The sequence below is a fragment of the Streptomyces sp. NPDC107528 genome (assembly GCF_055639295.1).
Genome location: NZ_JBVKAV010000006.1, coordinates 41,834 through 59,338 on the forward strand (window position 1 = coordinate 41,834; position 17,505 = coordinate 59,338).

Annotated in this window: 13 protein-coding genes; 9 read left to right on the forward strand and 4 right to left on the reverse strand. The window is 69.9% G+C overall.

Features of this window, described 5'->3' with window-relative positions; translation table 11 throughout:
- The first annotated feature begins 87 nt into the window (after positions 1–87).
- Positions 88–1,065: an ATP-binding cassette domain-containing protein gene (locus tag ACZ7L5_RS20015; protein ID WP_471518163.1), complete on the forward strand. Its 978-nt coding sequence runs from the start codon at positions 88–90 to the stop codon at positions 1,063–1,065.
- On the forward strand, positions 1,062–1,916 hold the full coding sequence (locus ACZ7L5_RS20020; RefSeq protein ID WP_471518164.1) for an ABC transporter permease: 855 nt from the start codon (positions 1,062–1,064) through the stop codon (positions 1,914–1,916). Before ACZ7L5_RS20015 ends, ACZ7L5_RS20020 begins: the two co-directional genes overlap by 4 nt.
- A 75-nt stretch (positions 1,917–1,991) precedes the next feature.
- On the opposite strand, the gene greA is transcribed toward ACZ7L5_RS20020, so the two are convergent.
- Both greA and ACZ7L5_RS20030 read right to left on the reverse strand, forming a co-directional pair.
- A complete protein-coding gene (gene greA / locus ACZ7L5_RS20025; RefSeq protein WP_328879636.1) occupies positions 1,992–2,492 on the reverse strand; it encodes a transcription elongation factor GreA in 501 nt (166 codons plus the stop codon).
- 211 nt (positions 2,493–2,703) lie between these two features.
- Positions 2,704–3,102 (reverse strand): DUF4307 domain-containing protein, encoded by a 399-nt coding sequence (locus tag ACZ7L5_RS20030; RefSeq protein ID WP_471518165.1) that lies wholly within the window; start codon positions 3,100–3,102, stop codon positions 2,704–2,706.
- Positions 3,103–3,270: 168 nt separating this feature from the next.
- On the opposite strand from ACZ7L5_RS20030, the gene mca reads away from it, so the two are divergent.
- Both mca and ACZ7L5_RS20040 read left to right on the forward strand, forming a co-directional pair.
- Entirely contained in the window at positions 3,271–4,131 is an 861-nt protein-coding gene (gene mca, locus ACZ7L5_RS20035) for a mycothiol conjugate amidase Mca (protein ID WP_328884334.1), read from the forward strand.
- Entirely contained in the window at positions 4,124–4,384 is a 261-nt protein-coding gene (locus ACZ7L5_RS20040) for a hypothetical protein (RefSeq protein WP_471518166.1), read from the forward strand. Before mca ends, ACZ7L5_RS20040 begins: the two co-directional genes overlap by 8 nt.
- Before the next feature lie 89 nt (positions 4,385–4,473).
- Here the strand turns inward: ACZ7L5_RS20040 and ACZ7L5_RS20045 are convergent, their stop codons facing one another.
- The gene (locus tag ACZ7L5_RS20045; RefSeq protein WP_471518167.1) at positions 4,474–7,674 is read right to left on the reverse strand and encodes a tetratricopeptide repeat protein; all 3,201 of its coding nucleotides are present in this window, start codon (positions 7,672–7,674) and stop codon (positions 4,474–4,476) included.
- 331 nt (positions 7,675–8,005) lie between these two features.
- On the opposite strand from ACZ7L5_RS20045, the gene ACZ7L5_RS20050 reads away from it, so the two are divergent.
- From ACZ7L5_RS20050 to ACZ7L5_RS20070, 5 genes are all read left to right on the forward strand, one after another.
- On the forward strand, positions 8,006–10,039 hold the full coding sequence (locus ACZ7L5_RS20050) for a thioredoxin domain-containing protein (protein WP_471518168.1): 2,034 nt from the start codon (positions 8,006–8,008) through the stop codon (positions 10,037–10,039).
- 191 nt (positions 10,040–10,230) lie between these two features.
- Positions 10,231–11,493, forward strand: coding sequence for a glycosyltransferase (locus tag ACZ7L5_RS20055; protein ID WP_471518169.1), 1,263 nt, complete (start codon positions 10,231–10,233; stop codon positions 11,491–11,493).
- Positions 11,490–13,139 carry an ArnT family glycosyltransferase gene (locus tag ACZ7L5_RS20060; RefSeq protein WP_471518170.1) on the forward strand — a complete coding sequence of 550 codons (1,650 nt, stop codon included), beginning with the start codon at positions 11,490–11,492 and terminating at the stop codon, positions 13,137–13,139. Before ACZ7L5_RS20055 ends, ACZ7L5_RS20060 begins: the two co-directional genes overlap by 4 nt.
- Positions 13,136–14,341: a glycosyltransferase gene (locus ACZ7L5_RS20065; RefSeq protein ID WP_471518171.1), complete on the forward strand. Its 1,206-nt coding sequence runs from the start codon at positions 13,136–13,138 to the stop codon at positions 14,339–14,341. Before ACZ7L5_RS20060 ends, ACZ7L5_RS20065 begins: the two co-directional genes overlap by 4 nt.
- Positions 14,338–16,755 (forward strand): galactose oxidase-like domain-containing protein, encoded by a 2,418-nt coding sequence (locus ACZ7L5_RS20070; protein WP_471518172.1) that lies wholly within the window; start codon positions 14,338–14,340, stop codon positions 16,753–16,755. The genes ACZ7L5_RS20065 and ACZ7L5_RS20070 overlap by 4 nt, the downstream gene beginning before the upstream one ends.
- Here ACZ7L5_RS20070 and ACZ7L5_RS20075 read toward each other — a convergent pair.
- Entirely contained in the window at positions 16,752–17,480 is a 729-nt protein-coding gene (locus tag ACZ7L5_RS20075) for a Mut7-C RNAse domain-containing protein (RefSeq protein WP_471518173.1), read from the reverse strand. The genes ACZ7L5_RS20070 and ACZ7L5_RS20075 overlap by 4 nt on opposite strands.
- Between the last annotated feature and the right edge of the window lie 25 nt (positions 17,481–17,505).

Genomic DNA, 17,505 nt, shown 5'->3' on the forward strand with positions numbered 1-17,505 from the left:
TCTACGCGACAGCGCCGAGTCATGGCGCGGAACGAACAGTGCAAAACCTAGGCTTTCCGAAGTTTCCCCGAAGACGTGGAGATTCATATGCCAGGCGCCATCTATGCCGAAGGCCTGGTGAAGACCTTCGGTGACGTAAAGGCTCTGGACGGCGTCGACCTCGATGTTCCCGAGGGCACGGTCCTGGGCCTGCTCGGGCCGAACGGCGCGGGCAAGACGACGGCCGTCCGCTGTCTGACGACCCTGCTGCGCCCCGACAGCGGCTCGGCGGTCGTCGCGGGCATCGATGTCCTCAAGGAACCCGATGCCGTGCGCCGTTCCATCGGTCTGTCCGGACAGTTCGCGGCGGTGGACGAGTACCTCACCGGCCGCGAGAACCTGCAGATGGTCGGCCAGCTCTACCAGATGAGGTCCAAGGCCGCGAAGGCACGCGCGGGCGAGCTGCTGGAGCAGTTCGACCTCGCCGACGCCGCCGACCGTCCCACGAAGACCTACTCCGGCGGCATGCGGCGCCGCCTCGACCTTGCCGCCGCGCTGGTGGTCTCGCCGCCCGTGATGTTCATGGACGAGCCGACGACCGGCCTCGACCCCCGCAACCGGCAGATGCTGTGGGAGGTCATCAAGCGCCTGGTCTCGGGCGGTACGACACTGCTGCTCACCACCCAGTACCTCGAAGAGGCCGACCACCTCGCGCACGAGATCGCAGTCGTCGACCACGGCCATGTCATCGCCACCGGCACCTCCGACCAGCTCAAGGCCCGCACCGGCGGCGAGCGCGTCGAGCTGGTGGTGCACGAGCGCGACGAGATCCAGGCCGCATCCGAGGTGCTGCGCGGCTTCGGCAAGGGCGACACGACGGTCGAGGACCACATGCGCAAGCTCACCGTCCCCGTGACCGGAGGTGCCAAGCTCCTCGCCGAGGTCATCCGTGAGCTCGACACCCGGGGCATCGAGATCGACGACATCGGGCTGCGCCGCCCGACCCTGGACGACGTCTTCCTGTCCCTGACAGGACACCTGGCCGAGGTGAAGGACGAGGAGAACGGCAAGGAGGCCGCCAAGTGAGTGCTCTCGACGCCGTGCGGGTCGCACCGGCCACGAACCCGGTCAGCCAGTCAGTCCGGGACTCGATCGTCGTTGCCAAACGCAACCTGATCCGGATGTCCCGGATCCCCGAGATGATCATCTACGGCCTGATCCAACCGATCATGTTCGTGGTGCTGTTCACGTACGTCTTCGGCGGATCCATGCAGATCGGCAGCAGCACCAGCGCCGTCGACTACAAGAACTTCCTGATGGCCGGCATCTTCGCGCAGACGGTCACGTTCGCCACCGCCAGCTCCGGCGCGGGCATCGCCGACGACATGCACAAGGGGCTCATCGACCGCTTCCGCTCCCTGCCCATGGCGAGAGGTGCGGTGCTCACCGGGCGTACCTTCGCCGACCTCGTCCAGACCGCCCTGACCCTGGTCGTCCTGGCGGTGGTCGCCCTGCTGGTCGGCTGGCGCGTCGGGTCGGACGGCAGCACCAACGCCGGCAGGGTGCTGGCGGCCTTCGGACTGCTGCTCCTGCTCGGCTACGCGTTCACCTGGATCGGTGCCCTGATCGGCATGTCCGTCCGTACCCCCGAGGCGGCCACGTCCAGCGGACTGATCTGGCTCTTCCCGGTCACCTTCATCTCGAACGCGTTCGTGGACACCAGCCACATGACCCCGTGGCTGCGGCACGTCGCCGACTGGAACCCCTTCAGTGCCACGGTCCAGGCGTGCCGCGAGCTCTTCGCCAACCCGGGAGTCTCACCGTCGGACGCCTGGCCCATGCAGCACCCGGTGTGGGCCTCGCTGATCTACTCGATCCTGATCATCGTGGTCTTCCGCACCCTGGCGGTTCGGAAGTACCGCTCGGCGACGGCATGACGAAGCCCCCGGCGCCGGTGGGCGCCGGGGGCTCGTAAGGGAGATGCAGGCCGGGGCAATGCCGCACGGCCCGGGTCAGCCGCTGTAGGGCTCGGCCTTCAGGATCTTCACCGAGGCCGTCTTGCCGTTCGGCAGCTCGTACTCCGCGTCCTCGCCGACCTTGTGGCCGATCACGCCGGAACCCAGCGGGGACTGCGGGGAGTACGTCTCGATGTCCGAGCTCGCGTACTCGCGCGAGGCGAGCAGGAAGGTCGTCGTGTCGTCCTCGTCACCGTCGAAGGCGATCGTGACGACCATGCCGGGCGCCACCTCGCCCTCCGCCGACGTCGGCGCCTCGCCGACCTTGGCGTTCTCCAGGAGCTGGGTCAGCTGGCGCACACGGAGCTCCTGCTTGCCCTGCTCCTCCTTGGCCGCGTGGTACCCGCCGTTCTCGCGCAGGTCGCCCTCCTCGCGCGCGGCCGCGATCTTGGCGGCGATCTCCGTGCGCGCAGGACCAGACAGGTGCTCCAGCTCGGCCTTGAGCTGGTTGTACGCCTCCTGGGTCAGCCAGGTGACGTTCTCGCTGGTCTGGGTCACAGGTGCTCCTCGTAGGTACTGGGAATACAAAGCATCGCCCTACCCAGAAGGATGTTCCTTCATGGAAGGGCGAAACCACGAGCCTAACAATTCAACGGCCGAAGGGGGAGGACATAAGCCATCAGAATCACGTCAACGCAGGTCAGCGCCTACGTATTCCGGACAAAGGCGGTCGGTGTCGACCAGGGTCGGTCAGTTCCGGACGGCCCGGTCAGTCGGAGTGGCAGCCGAGCAGCTCGGCCGTCGTTCCCGGGGACGCCGTGCGGAGCGTGACGACCTTGTCGATCCGGGTCGCGTCGCCGTCGAAGCGGAAGTCGGCCCGGCCCACCTCGGCGCCACTCTCCGCCTGGGAGCGCAGCGTGCAGTAGCCGGAGGCGCCGGCGTCCTTGCGGACCTCCAGATGCACCTTCACCGCGTTCTTCCCGGCGTCGAACTCGATCACCTCGGCGCTGATCTTGTTCTGGCCGACGTAGTGGTAGCCGAAGTAGCCGATCACCGCCAGCAGTACCGCCCCGAGGACGGCGCCGACGACCTTGAGCGTGCGGTCGGCGCGCTCGTCCGAGGAGCGGCCGTAGCGGCTCTCGGACCGCCGCGTCGTCGCCGTGCTCATGATCGTCCTCTCGGCCGGGGCGGGACGGATGTCCCGAAAGGGGTTCTCAGGGCCGTACCCCGGAATTATCCGCCCCCCGATTCGGTCACTATAGAAGCCGCCGATCGCACCGGTTCACACCGGGCGCCGACTTATGAGGATTGAGTCTTGACTGACCAGCTGCGACTGATGGCCGTCCACGCCCACCCCGACGACGAGTCGAGCAAGGGCGCGGCCACCATGGCGAAGTACGTGTCCGAGGGGGTGGACGTGCTGGTCGTGACCTGCACGGGCGGGGAGCGCGGCTCCATCCTCAATCCGAAGCTCCAGGGCGACAAGTACATCGAGGAGCACATCCACGAGGTACGCAAGAAGGAGATGGACGAGGCCCGCGAGATCCTCGGGATCAAGCAGGAGTGGCTCGGCTTCGTCGACTCCGGCCTGCCCGAGGGCGACCCGCTGCCCCCGCTCCCCGAGGGCTGCTTCGCCCTGGAGGACGTCGACAAGGCGGCCGGTGAGCTGGTGAAGCAGATCCGCTCCTTCCGTCCCCAGGTGATCACCACCTACGACGAGAACGGCGGCTACCCGCACCCCGACCACATCATGACCCACAAGATCTCGATGGTGGCCTTCGAGGGCGCGGCGGACACCGAGAAGTACCCGGAGGGGGAGTACGGCCCCGCGTACCAGCCGCAGAAGCTCTACTACAACCAGGGCTTCAACCGCCCCCGCACCGAGGCGCTGCACCAGGCCATGCTCGACCGCGGCCTGGAGTCCCCCTACGGGGACTGGCTCAAGCGCTGGGACGAGTTCGGCATGAAGCAGCGCACGCTCACCACGCATGTCCCGTGCGGCGACTTCTACGAGATCCGCGACAAGGCCCTGATCGCGCACGCCACCCAGATCGACCCCGACGGCGGCTGGTTCCGCATCCCGCTGGAGCTCCAGAGAGAGGTCTGGCCGACCGAGGAGTACGAGCTGGCGAAGTCCCTCGTCGATACCTCCCTCCCCGAGGACGACCTCTTTGCGGGCATCCGCGACAATGCCTGACATGAGCGCAAGCGCAAGCCTGGCAATGACACAGCTCGCCACCCTCGCCAAGGAGGTGGACGAGGACAAGGTGACCCCCGGCGTCCTCGGCTTCATCGTCTTCGCGGTGATGGCACTGGCGGTGTGGGCCCTGATGAAGTCGATGAACCGCCACATGAGCAGGGTCGACTTCATGGAGCCCCCGGCTCCGAAGACGGAGGGCTCCACCGAGGACGCCGAGGTTACCGGCCCGGCCAAGCCGCGGCAGGGCTGAGCCTTCCGGGATCGGCGGGCCCGGCGTCTCCGGCGTCCTCGGCTCCTGAGGGTCGTACCGCCGGGCCGGCGGTACCGACGGCACCCGAGTCACTGCCGGGCGGCGACCGCCACCCCCATGACCTCCCGGGCATGGCGGTTCGGCACCATGCCGAGCCGCCATGCCTGCCATCCCGCCTCCAGGTTCACGCCGCGCTCCAGCAGGAGCTGGTACGCCTCCAGGTAGCCGTCCAGCTTCGCGTCCCGCAGCGGATGACCGGCGCGGGCCAGCTGGGCCAGTTCCTCCTGCGCCACCGCCGCGCCGACCTCCACGCCGCCGGGAGCCGCGTACGGCAGCAGCGTGCAGCGCAGGAAACGGGCCCAGTCCTCGCCCCGCCGGTCGCCGTACGAGACGAACAGCCCCACCGCGTCGTCGCACAGGGCCAGTGCCTGCTGCGTACGGGTGTTCCCGGCATCCACCACCGCCAGCTCCAGGCATGTCCACGCCTCCCCGTGGGCGACACCGATCCGCTGGAAGTTGGCGCGGGCGTCCACCAGGAGCTGGCGGGCGAAGCCGGAGTTCTTCAGCGACCCGGTCTGGGCGGCGCGCTGGTCCCGGGTCACGCGGGCAGAGTGGTGCCGGGCGCAGGCGAGGCCGTAGACGTCCTGCATGCGCGAGAACATCGTGCGGGAGCGTTCCAGTTCGCGTACCGCGACATCCAGGTTGCCCGTCTCCTCCAGGGCCTGGCCCAGGTAGTAGACGGACCAGGCCTCACCGCGCGCGTCCTCGTTGTCGCGATGCCGGGACGCCGCCTGCCGCAGTCCGTCCACCGCCTGGGAGGGATCCCCGGCGACCAGGCGGGCGCGGGCCAGCTGGGTCAGCGCCCACGCCTCCCCGCGGGCGTCGCGCGTACGGCCGTACAGGTCGAGGGCCCGGCGCAGCTCGGACTCCGCGCGCGGCACGTCCCCCATCCGCAGGCCCAGCTGGCCGAGCTGGAAGTGGGCCCACGCCTCGCCGTGCACCGACTCGCCGGCGCGGTGCAGGACCAGGGAATCGGTGAGCAGGTGCAGCGCCTCCGGCACGCGCCCCCGGTCCCGTTCGACCGCCGCCAGCGCATGCATCGTCCAGGCGCGGTCCGTCGCCAGCTGGGGCGCCGACTGTAGGTCCAGGGCCTCGCGGAGTTTGGCCGCCGCCTCGGTGAGGTGGCCCTGGTGGTGCAGGGTGATGCCGAGGGAGCACAGGGCGCGGGCCGCGCCCGCATCGTGGTGGGCCTGCATATAGAGGTCGACCACCGAGGTCAGGGTCGTGCGGGCCTTGTCCAGCTCACCCAGCTGACGGGCCGCGATGCCCGTACGCCACTGCACCGAGCGGACCAGCAGGCCCTGGTCCACGGCCTGGGCCAGCTCGCTGATCTCGCCGAGGCGGTAGAGGTCGCCCCGCAGCAGGCAGTAGTCGCACAGGGCGCCCAGCAGATTGAGCACGGCCGCCTGGTTCGCGTCCTCCGCGTGCCTGAGGGCCGCCGTGATGAAGCTCGACTCGTCGTCCAGCCAGCGCAGCGCGTCGTCCAGCGAGGTGAAGCCGTGCGGGCTGAAGCGGTCCGAGCGGGTCGACATGTTGCCGTCGACCAGGCGTAGGACGGATTCCGCGAGGTCGGCGTAGTTCACGATCAGCCGCTCCTGCGCCGCCGTACGCTCCGAGGGCTCCTCCTCGTCGAGGAGGCGGGCGTGGGCGAAACCGCGGACCAGGTCGTGCAGGCGGTAGCGGTTGCCACGGACGTGGTCGATCAGGCCCGACTCTGACAGGGCCACCAGATGGCGCGTCGCCTCCGCCTCGTCCGTGGCCAGGAGCGATGCCGCCGCTGCCGCGCCCAACGACGCCCTGCCTGCCAGCGCCAGCCTGCGCAGCAGTCGTCTCGCGGACTCCGACTGGTCGGTGTAGCGCAGCCACAGCACCCGCTCGATCGGCTCCACCGGGCCGTACGCGCCCAGATCCGTTGCCAGCGTGCGCGGTGAGCGCGGCCCCAGCGACGAGCCCGCGATACGCAGCGCCAGCGGCAGCCCGCCGCACAACTCCCCGATCAGTTCGGCGGATTCGGCGTCATAGGGGCTGGCGGAATCCTGCGCCGCCGCGGACAGCAGCTCCTCCGCGCCCGCCGTGTCCAACGACTCCACCGGCAGCTGATGCACCCACGCGGCGAGATCCGCGGGCAGGTCGAGAGCCTCCCGCGCGGTGACCAGGACCAGACTGTCGGAGCGCTCGGGGACGAGGGTGCGGACCTGCTCGGGGTCCGAGGCGTCGTCGAGCACGACGGTGACCGGGAGACCGGTCAGATGCTGGTGGTAGAGCTCACTCAGCCGCTTGACCTGCTGATCCGTCGAGGATCGCTCACGGAAGAGAAGCTGCTCGCGCGGGGCGCCCAATCGGTTCAGCAGATGCAGCAGCGCGTCCCGCGTCGACAGCGGCGGCTCCTCCGTCGTGTCACCCCGCAGATCCACCACGCACGCCCCGCGGAACTGGTCCTTCAGATCGTGGGCCGCGCGGATCGCCAGTGCCGTACGGCCGCTGCCGGGCGCCCCGTGCAGGACCACCACCGTCGGCTTCGTCTCCGTACTCGCCCGCGCCGCCTGCACCCACTGCCGGATGCGGGCCATCTCCTGCCTGCGGCCCGTGAACGGGCCCATCGGCTCGGGGAGTTGACCGAACGACTGCTCCAGCACGTTCCGGCCGCGGGCCGCCGCGCTCTTGTCCGCGCCCTTCAGCCGCGGCGCCGACTTCTGCGGGCCGGTGGACGCGCTCAGCACCCGCTGCTGGTCGAGGAACGGGCGGATGCCCCGTACCTCCAGCGCCGTCAGCCACTGCAGCCGCAGCTGTTCCGGACCGCCGGGCTGGCCGACGGCGCCCGCGCGGTGGTGCGCGGCCGGCAGATGCGTGCCTGCCACCTTCACTACCGTCGCCGCGGCGCCGACGACGCCCACGGTCACGCCCGCGCCGACGGCCGTCACCGTGCCGGTGCCGAGGGCCAGGTCGGACACCACGGCAGCGACCGCGGCCACGCCGGCCACCATCAGCGGCGTACTGCCGCCCTCCCGCGCGAACCGCTGCCCGAACGTCAGCCTCCCTGCCTCCGCCTCGTCCAGGGCCTGCGTGTACGCCTCGTACTCCTCGGCCGCCACCTGCGCCATGGCGTCCAGCGCCCCGCGCGCCCGCGACAGCAGCACCTGCCCCTCGACGCGCCCGCCCGAGCGGCGCACCTCCTCCTCCACGGCCCGAGCCAACAGCCGCTCGGCCTCCGTCCGATGGCTGTCCCGCATGTCACGTCCCCCTCCGGCGGCAACGGCGTTCTTGGTCAAGTGTGCTGCCCACCGCGCATCGGGGCGAGGGGGCGAGCGGACTTCGATCACCTTGCGGGTGCGGTGAATTGGCGCAATCCGCTGCAGGGGCGCCGAGGCGCAGGGTTCCGGCCGCCCTGCTCTGCCTGCCATCAACCTGACCCCGCTCCCCGCCTCCGGCGCCGCTCCCACGGCCGCTGCACCGAGAGCCTCGACACCGGTGCCGCCTATTCAGGGGACGGGAAAGCGCGAGGTCACCGTCTGGTGGACGCCTGACGCATGATGGACCGGGTACTGCGGCAGGATGGACCCCATGCCGAACCGACTGGCGCACGAGACGTCCCCGTACCTCCTTCAGCACGCCGACAACCCCGTCGACTGGTGGCCCTGGTCCGGCGAGGCCTTCGAGGAGGCGCGGAAGCGGAACGTGCCCGTGCTGCTCAGCGTCGGCTATAGCAGCTGTCACTGGTGCCACGTGATGGCTCACGAGTCGTTCGAGGACCAGGAGACCGCCGACTACCTCAACGCCCACTACGTCAACATCAAGGTCGACCGAGAAGAACGCCCCGACGTAGACGCCGTCTACATGGAGGCCGTCCAGGCCGCCACCGGGCAGGGCGGCTGGCCCATGACGGTGTTCCTCACGCCCGACGCCGAGCCCTTCTACTTCGGCACCTACTTCCCGCCCGCTCCCCGCCAGGGGATGCCGTCCTTCCGGCAGGTCCTGGAGGGGGTGCGCAGTGCCTGGGCGGACCGGCGGGACGAGGTCGCCGACGTCGCGGGGAAGATCACCCGGGATCTCGCCGAGCGGGAGATCTCCTACGGCGGGACCGAGGCGCCCGGCGAGCAGGAGCTGGCGCAGGCGCTGCTCGGGCTGACGCGGGAGTACGACCCGCAGCGCGGCGGATTCGGGGGCGCGCCCAAGTTCCCGCCGTCCATGGTGGTCGAGTTCCTGCTGCGGCACCACGCGCGGACGGGGGCCGACGGCGCGCTGCAGATGGCCCAGGACACCTGCGAGCGGATGGCCAGGGGCGGGATCTACGACCAGCTCGGCGGCGGCTTCGCGCGGTACTCCGTGGACCGGGACTGGGTCGTGCCGCACTTCGAGAAGATGCTGTACGACAACGCCCTGCTGTGCCGCGTCTACGCCCACCTGTGGCGCGCCACCGGCTCCGAGCTCGCCCGCCGCGTCGCCCTCGAAACCGCCGACTTCATGGTGCGTGAACTGCGCACCAACGAGGGCGGGTTCGCCTCCGCGCTCGACGCGGACAGCGACGACGGGACCGGCAAGCACGTCGAGGGTGTCTACTACGTCTGGACCCCGGAGCAACTGCGTGCGGCCCTCGGCGACGAGGACGCCGAACTCGCCTCCCGGTACTTCGGTGTGACGGAAGAGGGCACCTTCGAGCACGGTTCCTCCGTCCTTGCGCTTCCGCAGCAGGACGGGGTGTTCGACGCCGAGAAGGTCGCCTCCGTGAAGGAGCGGCTGCTCGCCGCGCGGGCCGAGCGTCCAGCGCCCGGCCGGGACGACAAGATCGTCGCCGCCTGGAACGGCCTCGCGGTCGCCGCACTCGCCGAGACCGGCGCCTACTTCGACCGCCCCGACCTCGTGGACGCCGCCGTCGCCGCCGCCGACCTCCTGGTGCGGCTGCACCTCGACGACCACGCCCGCCTCTCCCGGACCAGCAAGGACGGCAAGGCCGGCGCCAACGCGGGTGTGCTGGAGGACTACGGCGACGTCGCCGAGGGTTTCCTCGCGCTCGCCTCGGTCACCGGCGAGGGCGTCTGGCTGGACTTCGCGGGATTCCTGCTCGACCACGTGCTCGCGCGTTTCACCGACGCGGAGTCCGGCGCCCTCTACGACACGGCCGCCGACGCCGAGCAGCTGATCCGCCGCCCCCAGGACCCCACCGACAACGCCGCCCCGTCCGGCTGGAGCGCGGCGGCCGGTGCCCTGCTGAGCTACGCGGCGCAGACCGGTGCGGAGCCCCATCGCGCCGCGGCCGTCAAGGCGCTGGGCGTCGTCAAGGCGCTCGGCCCGCGCGTCCCCCGCTTCATCGGCTGGGGGCTCGCCGTCGCCGAGGCCAACCTCGACGGGCCGCGGGAAGTCGCGGTGGTCGGGCCGTCCCTGGCCGACGAGGGCACGAGGACCCTGCACCGTACGGCGCTCCTGGGCACCGCCCCGGGCGCGGTCGTCGCCGTGGGCACTCCGGAGAGTGACGAGTTTCCGCTCCTTGTTGACCGGCCGCTGCAGCAGGGCGCACCCGCCGCGTACGTCTGCCGCAACTTCACCTGCGATGCCCCGACCACGGATCCCGACCGTCTGCGGACCGCGTTGAGCAGGTGAGACGGCAGTCAAATCGGGGCACTTACGCAGCCTGTGTTCGATTTACTCACTCTCGGGGCTCGTTGTGAGGAAACGCGCTCTTCATCAAAACAGCCTGCGGACTTCACAGATCCCCCTTAATGTCTCCACAGTGACGCGACGGCTGTAACTCACCGTTGCGACAGGGGGCATTGGGGATCTGGGGGGATCTGTTGCTGACGTCTGTTTTCATAGCCGTCGTCTCGCTGGCCTTGTTCTGGATGGCGGCTTTCACTTTGTGGTGGCAGATGCACGCGTGGCGTACGCCCGAAGTGCTCGCCTCCACCCGGTTCAGCAGACCGGACGGCGGCGAGCACGTGTCGTTCTCGCTGCTGTTGCCGGCCCGGCACGAACAAGCCGTGCTGGACCACACGATCCAGCGGCTGCTGGATTCCACACACACCGACTTCGAGATCATCGTCATCGTCGGGCACGACGACCCGGAGACCACCGAGGTGGCCGAGCGGGCCGCGGCACGTGATCCGCGCGTCCGCGTCGTCGTCGACACTCACGAGAAGAAGAACAAACCGAAGGCCATGAACACGGCGCTGCCGCACTGCCGCGGCGATGTCGTCGGGGTCTTCGACGCCGAGGACCAGGTCCATCCGGAGCTCCTCGCGCACGTGGACCACGCGTTCCGCACGACGGGCGCGGATGTCGTCCAGGGCGGGGTCCAGCTGATCAACTTCCACTCCAGCTGGTACAGCCTGCGCAACTGCCTGGAGTACTTCTTCTGGTTCCGTTCCCGGCTGCACCTGCACGCGCAGAAGGGGTTCATCCCGCTCGGCGGCAACACGGTCTTCGTACGGACGGACGTGCTCCGGGAAGCCGACGGCTGGGACTCCAACTGCCTCGCCGAGGACTGTGATCTGGGCGTGCGGCTGTCCAGCGTCGGCAAGAAGGTCGTCGTCGCCTACGACTCCGACATGGTGACCAAGGAGGAGACGCCCGGCAGCCTCATGTCGCTGCTCAAGCAGCGCACCCGCTGGAACCAGGGCTTCCTTCAGGTCTACCGGAAGAAGGACTGGAAGCAACTGCCCACGTTCGGGCAGCGGTTGCTGGCCCGGTACACGCTCATGACGCCGTTCATGCAGGCCTTCACCGGGCTCATCATCCCGCTCAACATCGCGATCGCGGTGTTCCTCGACGTGTCCGTGACCGTCGCCTTCATCACCTTCCTGCCGGCCGTGACCGCGCTCGTCACGTTCGTCTTCGAGATCGTCGGGCTGCACGACTTCGGCAAGCAGTACGGGCTTCGGGTCCGCTTCGTCCACTACCTGAAGCTCGTCGTGGGCGGCCCCTTCTACCAGGTGCTCCTCGCCGGGGCCGCCATCCGCGCCGTATGGCGTGAGCAACGCGGCCGAAACGACTGGGAGTTGACGAGCCACGTCGGCGCACATCTCGCGCACGTGAACCGAGAGGACGTTCCTGCGTGACCTCCACCCTTCCCGCGGTGACCACAGTCAAGGTCCCCGCGCAGCGGCAGCCTGCGCCCACGACGCGTTCGACCAGCCGAACGACCCCGCCGACGCGCCTGCGTTCGTCCCGGCCCGACCTGATCCTGTGCGGCGTGCTCCTCGTCGCGATCCTCGTCGTGCAGGGCTGGAACATCGCCGACTACCCGACCCTCAGCGACGACGAGGGCACCTACCTCGCCCAGGCCTGGGCCGTCCAGGAGGGCCGGGGCCTCGCCCACTACACGTACTGGTACGACCACCCGCCGCTCGGCTGGATCCAGCTCGCCCTGCTGACCTGGATACCCGCCGCGCTCAGCCCCGAGTCGATGACCGTCGGCACCATGCGGGCCGCGATGCTGGTCATCAGCGCGATCAGCGCGGTCCTCGTCTACGTGCTCGGGCGGCGGCTGTCCCTGCCGCGCTGGGCGGCCGGGCTCGGCATGGTCCTGTTCGGGCTCTCGCCGCTGTCGGTCGTCCTCCAGCGGGAGATCTTCCTCGACAACCTCGCGGTGATGTGGACGCTCCTCGCGTTCGCCCTCGCCGCCTCCCCGAGCCGCCATCTCTGGCACCACTTCGGCGCGGGGATCGCGGCGGCCACGGCCGTGCTGACCAAGGAGACGATGCTCTTCGTCCTTCCGGCGGTCTTCGTCACCATGTGGCGCCACAGCCACCGCGACACCCGCAAGTTCGCCCTGACCGGCGCGATCACCGCATGCGCGCTGATCGGCCTGTCGTACCCGCTGTTCGCCCTGCTGAAGGGCGAGTTGTTCCCGGGGAGCGGGCACGTCTCGCTCTGGGACGGCATCAAGTACCAGATGACCAGGCCCGGTTCGGGCTTCATCCTCGACCAGGGCTCCGGCTCCTGGGGCGTCCTGCAGTCGTGGCTCTACTACGACCGCGTCCTCATCGTCGGCGGCCTCGCGGGCGGCCTGCTGCTCCTGGTCACCTGGCGCTGGTCGGTCACCGCCCGGGCCCTGGCAGGCCCCTCCTTCGCGGTGGTGATCCTCGCCCTGGTGGCCATGCGCCCCACCGGCTACCTGCCCGCGATGTACGTCATCCAGGCGCTGCCGTTCCTCGCCCTCGTCCTCGCCGGCGGCACGGCCTCCGTCGCCCACGCCGTCCTGCGGCGACGGCGTTCCGAGGCCGAGAACCGGTATGTCACCGGCGGGCGGTACGCCCTCGCGGCCGTCCTCGCGATCGCGGCCGGCGCCTATGTCGTACCCCGCTGGTACGACGGCGCCCACACCGCCGTCACCGCCGACGCCAACGCGCCCTACCAGGCCGCCTCGAAGTGGCTGGCCACGGAGGTGGACGACCCGAAGGACACCCGGGTGCTCGTCGACGACGCGCTGTGGCTGGACCTGGTGCACGCCGGGTACGAGCCCGGGCTCGGCGCCATCTGGTTCTACAAGGCGGATCTCGACCCGGCCGTGACGAAGACGATGCCGCGCGGCTGGAAGGACCTCGACTACGTCGTCGCCTCGCCGACGGTGCGGCGGGACGCGGTCGACCTGCCCAACGTCAAGGCGGCCATGGAGCACTCGAAGCCGGTCGCCGTGTTCGGCACCGGCGCGGACCGGATCGAGATCCGGCAGATCCAGACAGCATCCGGAGGGGTTCGATGACGCACGAGTACACCGCCCCCGGAGAGCTGGGCGAACCGTCGGTCGATGCCGCCGAGGTGCCCGAGCCGGGCGCCGTCACCATCGTCATACCGACCTACAACGAGTCGGCGAACGTACGGCAGTTGCTGCACCAGATCACCGAGTCGGTGCCGGCCCGGCTGCCCTGCGAGGTCGTCTTCGTGGACGACTCCAGCGACGACACCCCGCAGGTCATCAAGGAGGCTGCGCAGGACTGCCCGTTCCCGGTCACCGTCATTCACCGCGACGAACCCGTCGGCGGGCTCGGCGGCGCGGTCGTCGAGGGGATGAAGGCGGCCGGGTCGGACTGGATCGTCGTCATGGACGGCGACTGCCAGCACCCGCCGTCCCTGGTGCCGGACCTGGTCGCCACCGGCGAGCGCGCGAACGCCGGGCTCGTCGTCGCCTCCCGGTACATCAAGGGCGGCAGCCGGGCCGGGCTCGCCGGCAGCTACCGCGTGGCCGTGTCGCGCGGCGCGACCTGGCTGACCAAGTCCCTCTTCCCGCGCAGGCTGCACGGCATCAGCGACCCGATGAGCGGCTTCTTCGCGATCCGGCGCAGCGACATCACCGCGGAAGCGCTCAAGCCGCTCGGTTACAAGATCCTGCTGGAGCTGGCGGTCCGCAGCCGCCCGCGCACGGTCACCGAGGTGCCGTTCGTGTTCCAGGACCGGTTCGCGGGGGAGTCCAAGTCCACCGCGGCGGAGGGCCGGCGCTTCCTGCGGCACCTCGCCGGGCTGCGGACGGCCGATCCGCTGTCCCGGATGGTGGTGTTCGGGCTGATCGGGCTGACGGGCTTCGTGCCGAACCTGGCCGCGCTGTGGGCGCTGACCCAGGCGGGGCTGCACTACCTCCCGGCGGAGATAGTCGCCAACCAGTTCGGTGTGGCCTGGAACTTCCTGCTCATCGAGAAGCTGCTGTTCCGCGACCGTCGTGTCCACCGCCACTGGGCCGACCGCACCGCACGGTTCGCGCTGCTCGCCAACGCCGACCTGGTGCTGCGCATCCCGCTGATCGCGCTGCTCGTCGGGCAGTTCGGGCTGGCCGTGCTGCCGGCGACCGCGCTGGCCCTGGTCATCACCTTCGTCCTGCGTTTCGTCGGTACCGAAGCGCTGGTCTATCTGCCGCGCCGGAGCGGGAAGGGCCCCGGGCGCGGGAGCCGCACAGCAAGGAGTTCCGCATGAGAACCAGCCGCAAGAGATCCGGGAGGAGAACGGCCCTGCTGGCCGTCATGGGCCTGACCGGGGGCCTGCTCCTCACCTCGCCCGAGTCCGCCTCCGCCGCCAACCTCATCAAGAACCCCGGCTTCGAGACCGCCGGCACCGACGACATGCCGTACTGCTGGAAGAAGTCCGGCTGGGGCGACAACGACTTCACTTTCGAGACGACCACGGACGCCCACAGCGGCTCCAAGGCGATGAAGGTGTCGCTGACCCGCCGTGCCGAGGGCGACCGCAAGGCGCTCATCACCGAGTCCGCCGACTGCGCGCCGGTCGTCACGCCGGGCAAGCAGTACGACCTGGGGCTCTGGTACAAGTCGACCACTCCCGACACCTCGGTCACCCTCTTCCGGCACGACGCGACTGCGGGCTGGCAGTACTGGACCGACCTCAAGACGCTGGAGATGGCGGCCGGTTGGACCGAGGCGACGGTCCGCACACCCGAGGTGCCCGCCGGCACCGACCGGATCGCGTGGGGCGTCTCCGTGTACGGCACCGGCTCCGTCACCACCGACGACTACACGATGGACCAGGTCGCCGAACCGGTCCCGGACCCGGTGTGCACGGGGACGGCCGAGGAGTGCGCGAACGGCCGCTGGGACGTGCTGCCCACGAAGAACCCGGTCCGCTCCATGCACTCCGTCGTCCTGAACAACGGCAAGGTGCTGCTGATCGCGGGCTCCGGCAACGACCCGACGATGTTCCAGGCGGGCACCTTCACGAGCGCGGTCTACGACCCGCAGAACGGCACGTACAAGCAGATCCCGACGCCCAAGGACATGTTCTGCGCCGGTCACGTCCAGCTCGACGACGGGCGTGTGCTCGTGATGAGCGGCAACAAGGGCTATCCGTCGGCGGACGGCACGATCGGCTACCAGGGCTACAAGGACTCGTACATCTTCGACCCGGTCAGCGAGACCTACAGCAAGACCAACGACATGAACGACGGCCACTGGTACCCGTCGGCCACCATCCTCGGCAACGGTGACGTGATCTCCTTCGGCGGGCTGAAGGAGGACTCGACCGGTTCGGTGACCGCCGAGCGGTGGTCGGACGCCGAGCAGAAGTGGCTGGAGCTCTGGAAGGTCAACCAGACCTGGTCGTACTGGGGTCTGTACCCGTCGATGATCCTGATGCAGGACGGCCGCCTCTTCTACTCCGGCAGCCATGTCTTCGGCAACAACATCCCGGGCACCGGATCGGCGATCTACGACTACGACGCCAACACGGTCACCCAGGTCCCCGGTCTGCAGCGCAAGGACGAGCGCGACCAGTCCGCGAGCGTGCTGCTGCCCCCGGCCCAGGACCAGAAGGTCCTCACCATCGGCGGCGGCAACATCGACTCCAACCCGGACGCGAACCGTCTCACCGACGTCATCGACCTCAAGCAGCCCAACCCGTCCTACGTCGCCGGCCCGCCGCTCCCGCAGGGCACCGTCGACCTCGGAGCCGGGAAGGTCCCGCAGACCGGCAACCAGGGCAAGATGTACGTCTCGGCCGTGCTGCTGCCCGACGGCAAGGTCCTGGAGACCGGCGGCGCGCTGCACAACCGGGCCGACCCGGTGTACGAGTCGTCGCTCTACGACCCGGCGACCGACACCTTCGACCCGGTGGCGGCGGACCCGGAGGAGCGCGGCTACCACTCCTCGGCGTTCCTCCTGCCCGACGGCCGCGTGATGGCCACCGGCGACAACCCGGGCAACGGCTCCTGGAACCACGACGTGTCGATCTACACCCCGCCCTATCTCCTCAAGGGCGAACGCCCGACGATCACTTCGGTCATCGACACCGAGTGGACGTACGGCGACACCCAGCGGATCACCGTCGACCGGCCCATCGCCAAGGCCGAGCTGATCCGCCCGGCCGCCGTGACGCACTCGTCGGACCCGAACCAGCGCTTCGTGGATCTCCCCCTGTCGGTCGACGGCAACAACGTCGACCTGAACGTGACGAGCAACCCCAACCTGGCCCCGCCCGGCTGGTACATGCTCTTCGCGGTGGACGCCAACGGCGTGCCGTCGGTGGCCAAGTGGGTGCACCTCCAGGGCCCGCAGGCGCTGAGCGCCAAGGACGCCTCGGCGCATGTCCACGACTTCGCCGACAACCTCAAGGGCAAGGTCATGGGCCCCGGCAAGAAGCGCACGTCGCAGAAGGTCAGCCCGACCGTGTCCGGCTGCGACCGGCACTACGGCTCCGCCAACGTCTGTGTGCCGACGGACTTCCCGCCGACCGTGAAGGCGACGACGAAGGCCCGCTGCGACTGGCTGAAGAAGAACGACTACGGCCGTCTCAAGGTCAACGGCAAGGACGACCCGCTGCGGCTGGACACGAACAGAGACGGAATCGCCTGCGGAAAGGGTGATGTGACCCGGCGTTAGCCCGCGTAGTCCGCGAGGGCGCGCTCCACGATGGCGACCAGCTGTTCGTGGTGCGCGCCCTTCCAGTACGCGCGCTTGCACGCGGTGCACTGCGCGAAGACGTCGTACGACCGCTGCGTGCCGCCCTCCAACTGGTCGGCGACCTCCTCCTTGGTGGCCTCCTTCAGCAGGCCGTTGCAGGCCGTGCAGCGGGTCCATGGCCGCAGCTCGGGGCGGAACCGGTCCAGGATGTCCCGGAGTTGGTCCTCGGGGCGGGTGCTGTAGACGAACGCGCCGGCCCACAGTTCGCGGCGCCGCAGCAGGCCCCGGTCCCGGCTGAGCAGGACCCGCTGCTCGGCCGCCGAGAGGGCGGCCAGCGCCGGGTCGCCGATGTCCGTCGACTCGTAGGCCGTGTCCACGCCGAGCAGGCGCATACGGCGGGCGAGGGTGCCGAGGTGGACGTCGAGCAGGAAGCGCAGCGGGGCGCCGGGCACCCGCTGGGGGCGCTCGACGGGCCGTACGGAAACGGACTGGCCCGCGGTCGGGATGTGCGAGACCGGCGCCTTGTGGCCGTCCACGACCAGCGGACCGACCTCGGTCAGCGGGACGCCGAGGGACTCGACGACATGGCCGAGGGTCGAGACGCCGTCGGCGCTGACCTGGGCGGCACCGTCCTGGCGCCGTCCGTTGGGGAGGAACAGGCGCAGCTCGGGGGCGAACTCGACGTGGATCTCGGGACCGTTCACCCGGTCAGGATGGCACGGGAGCGTG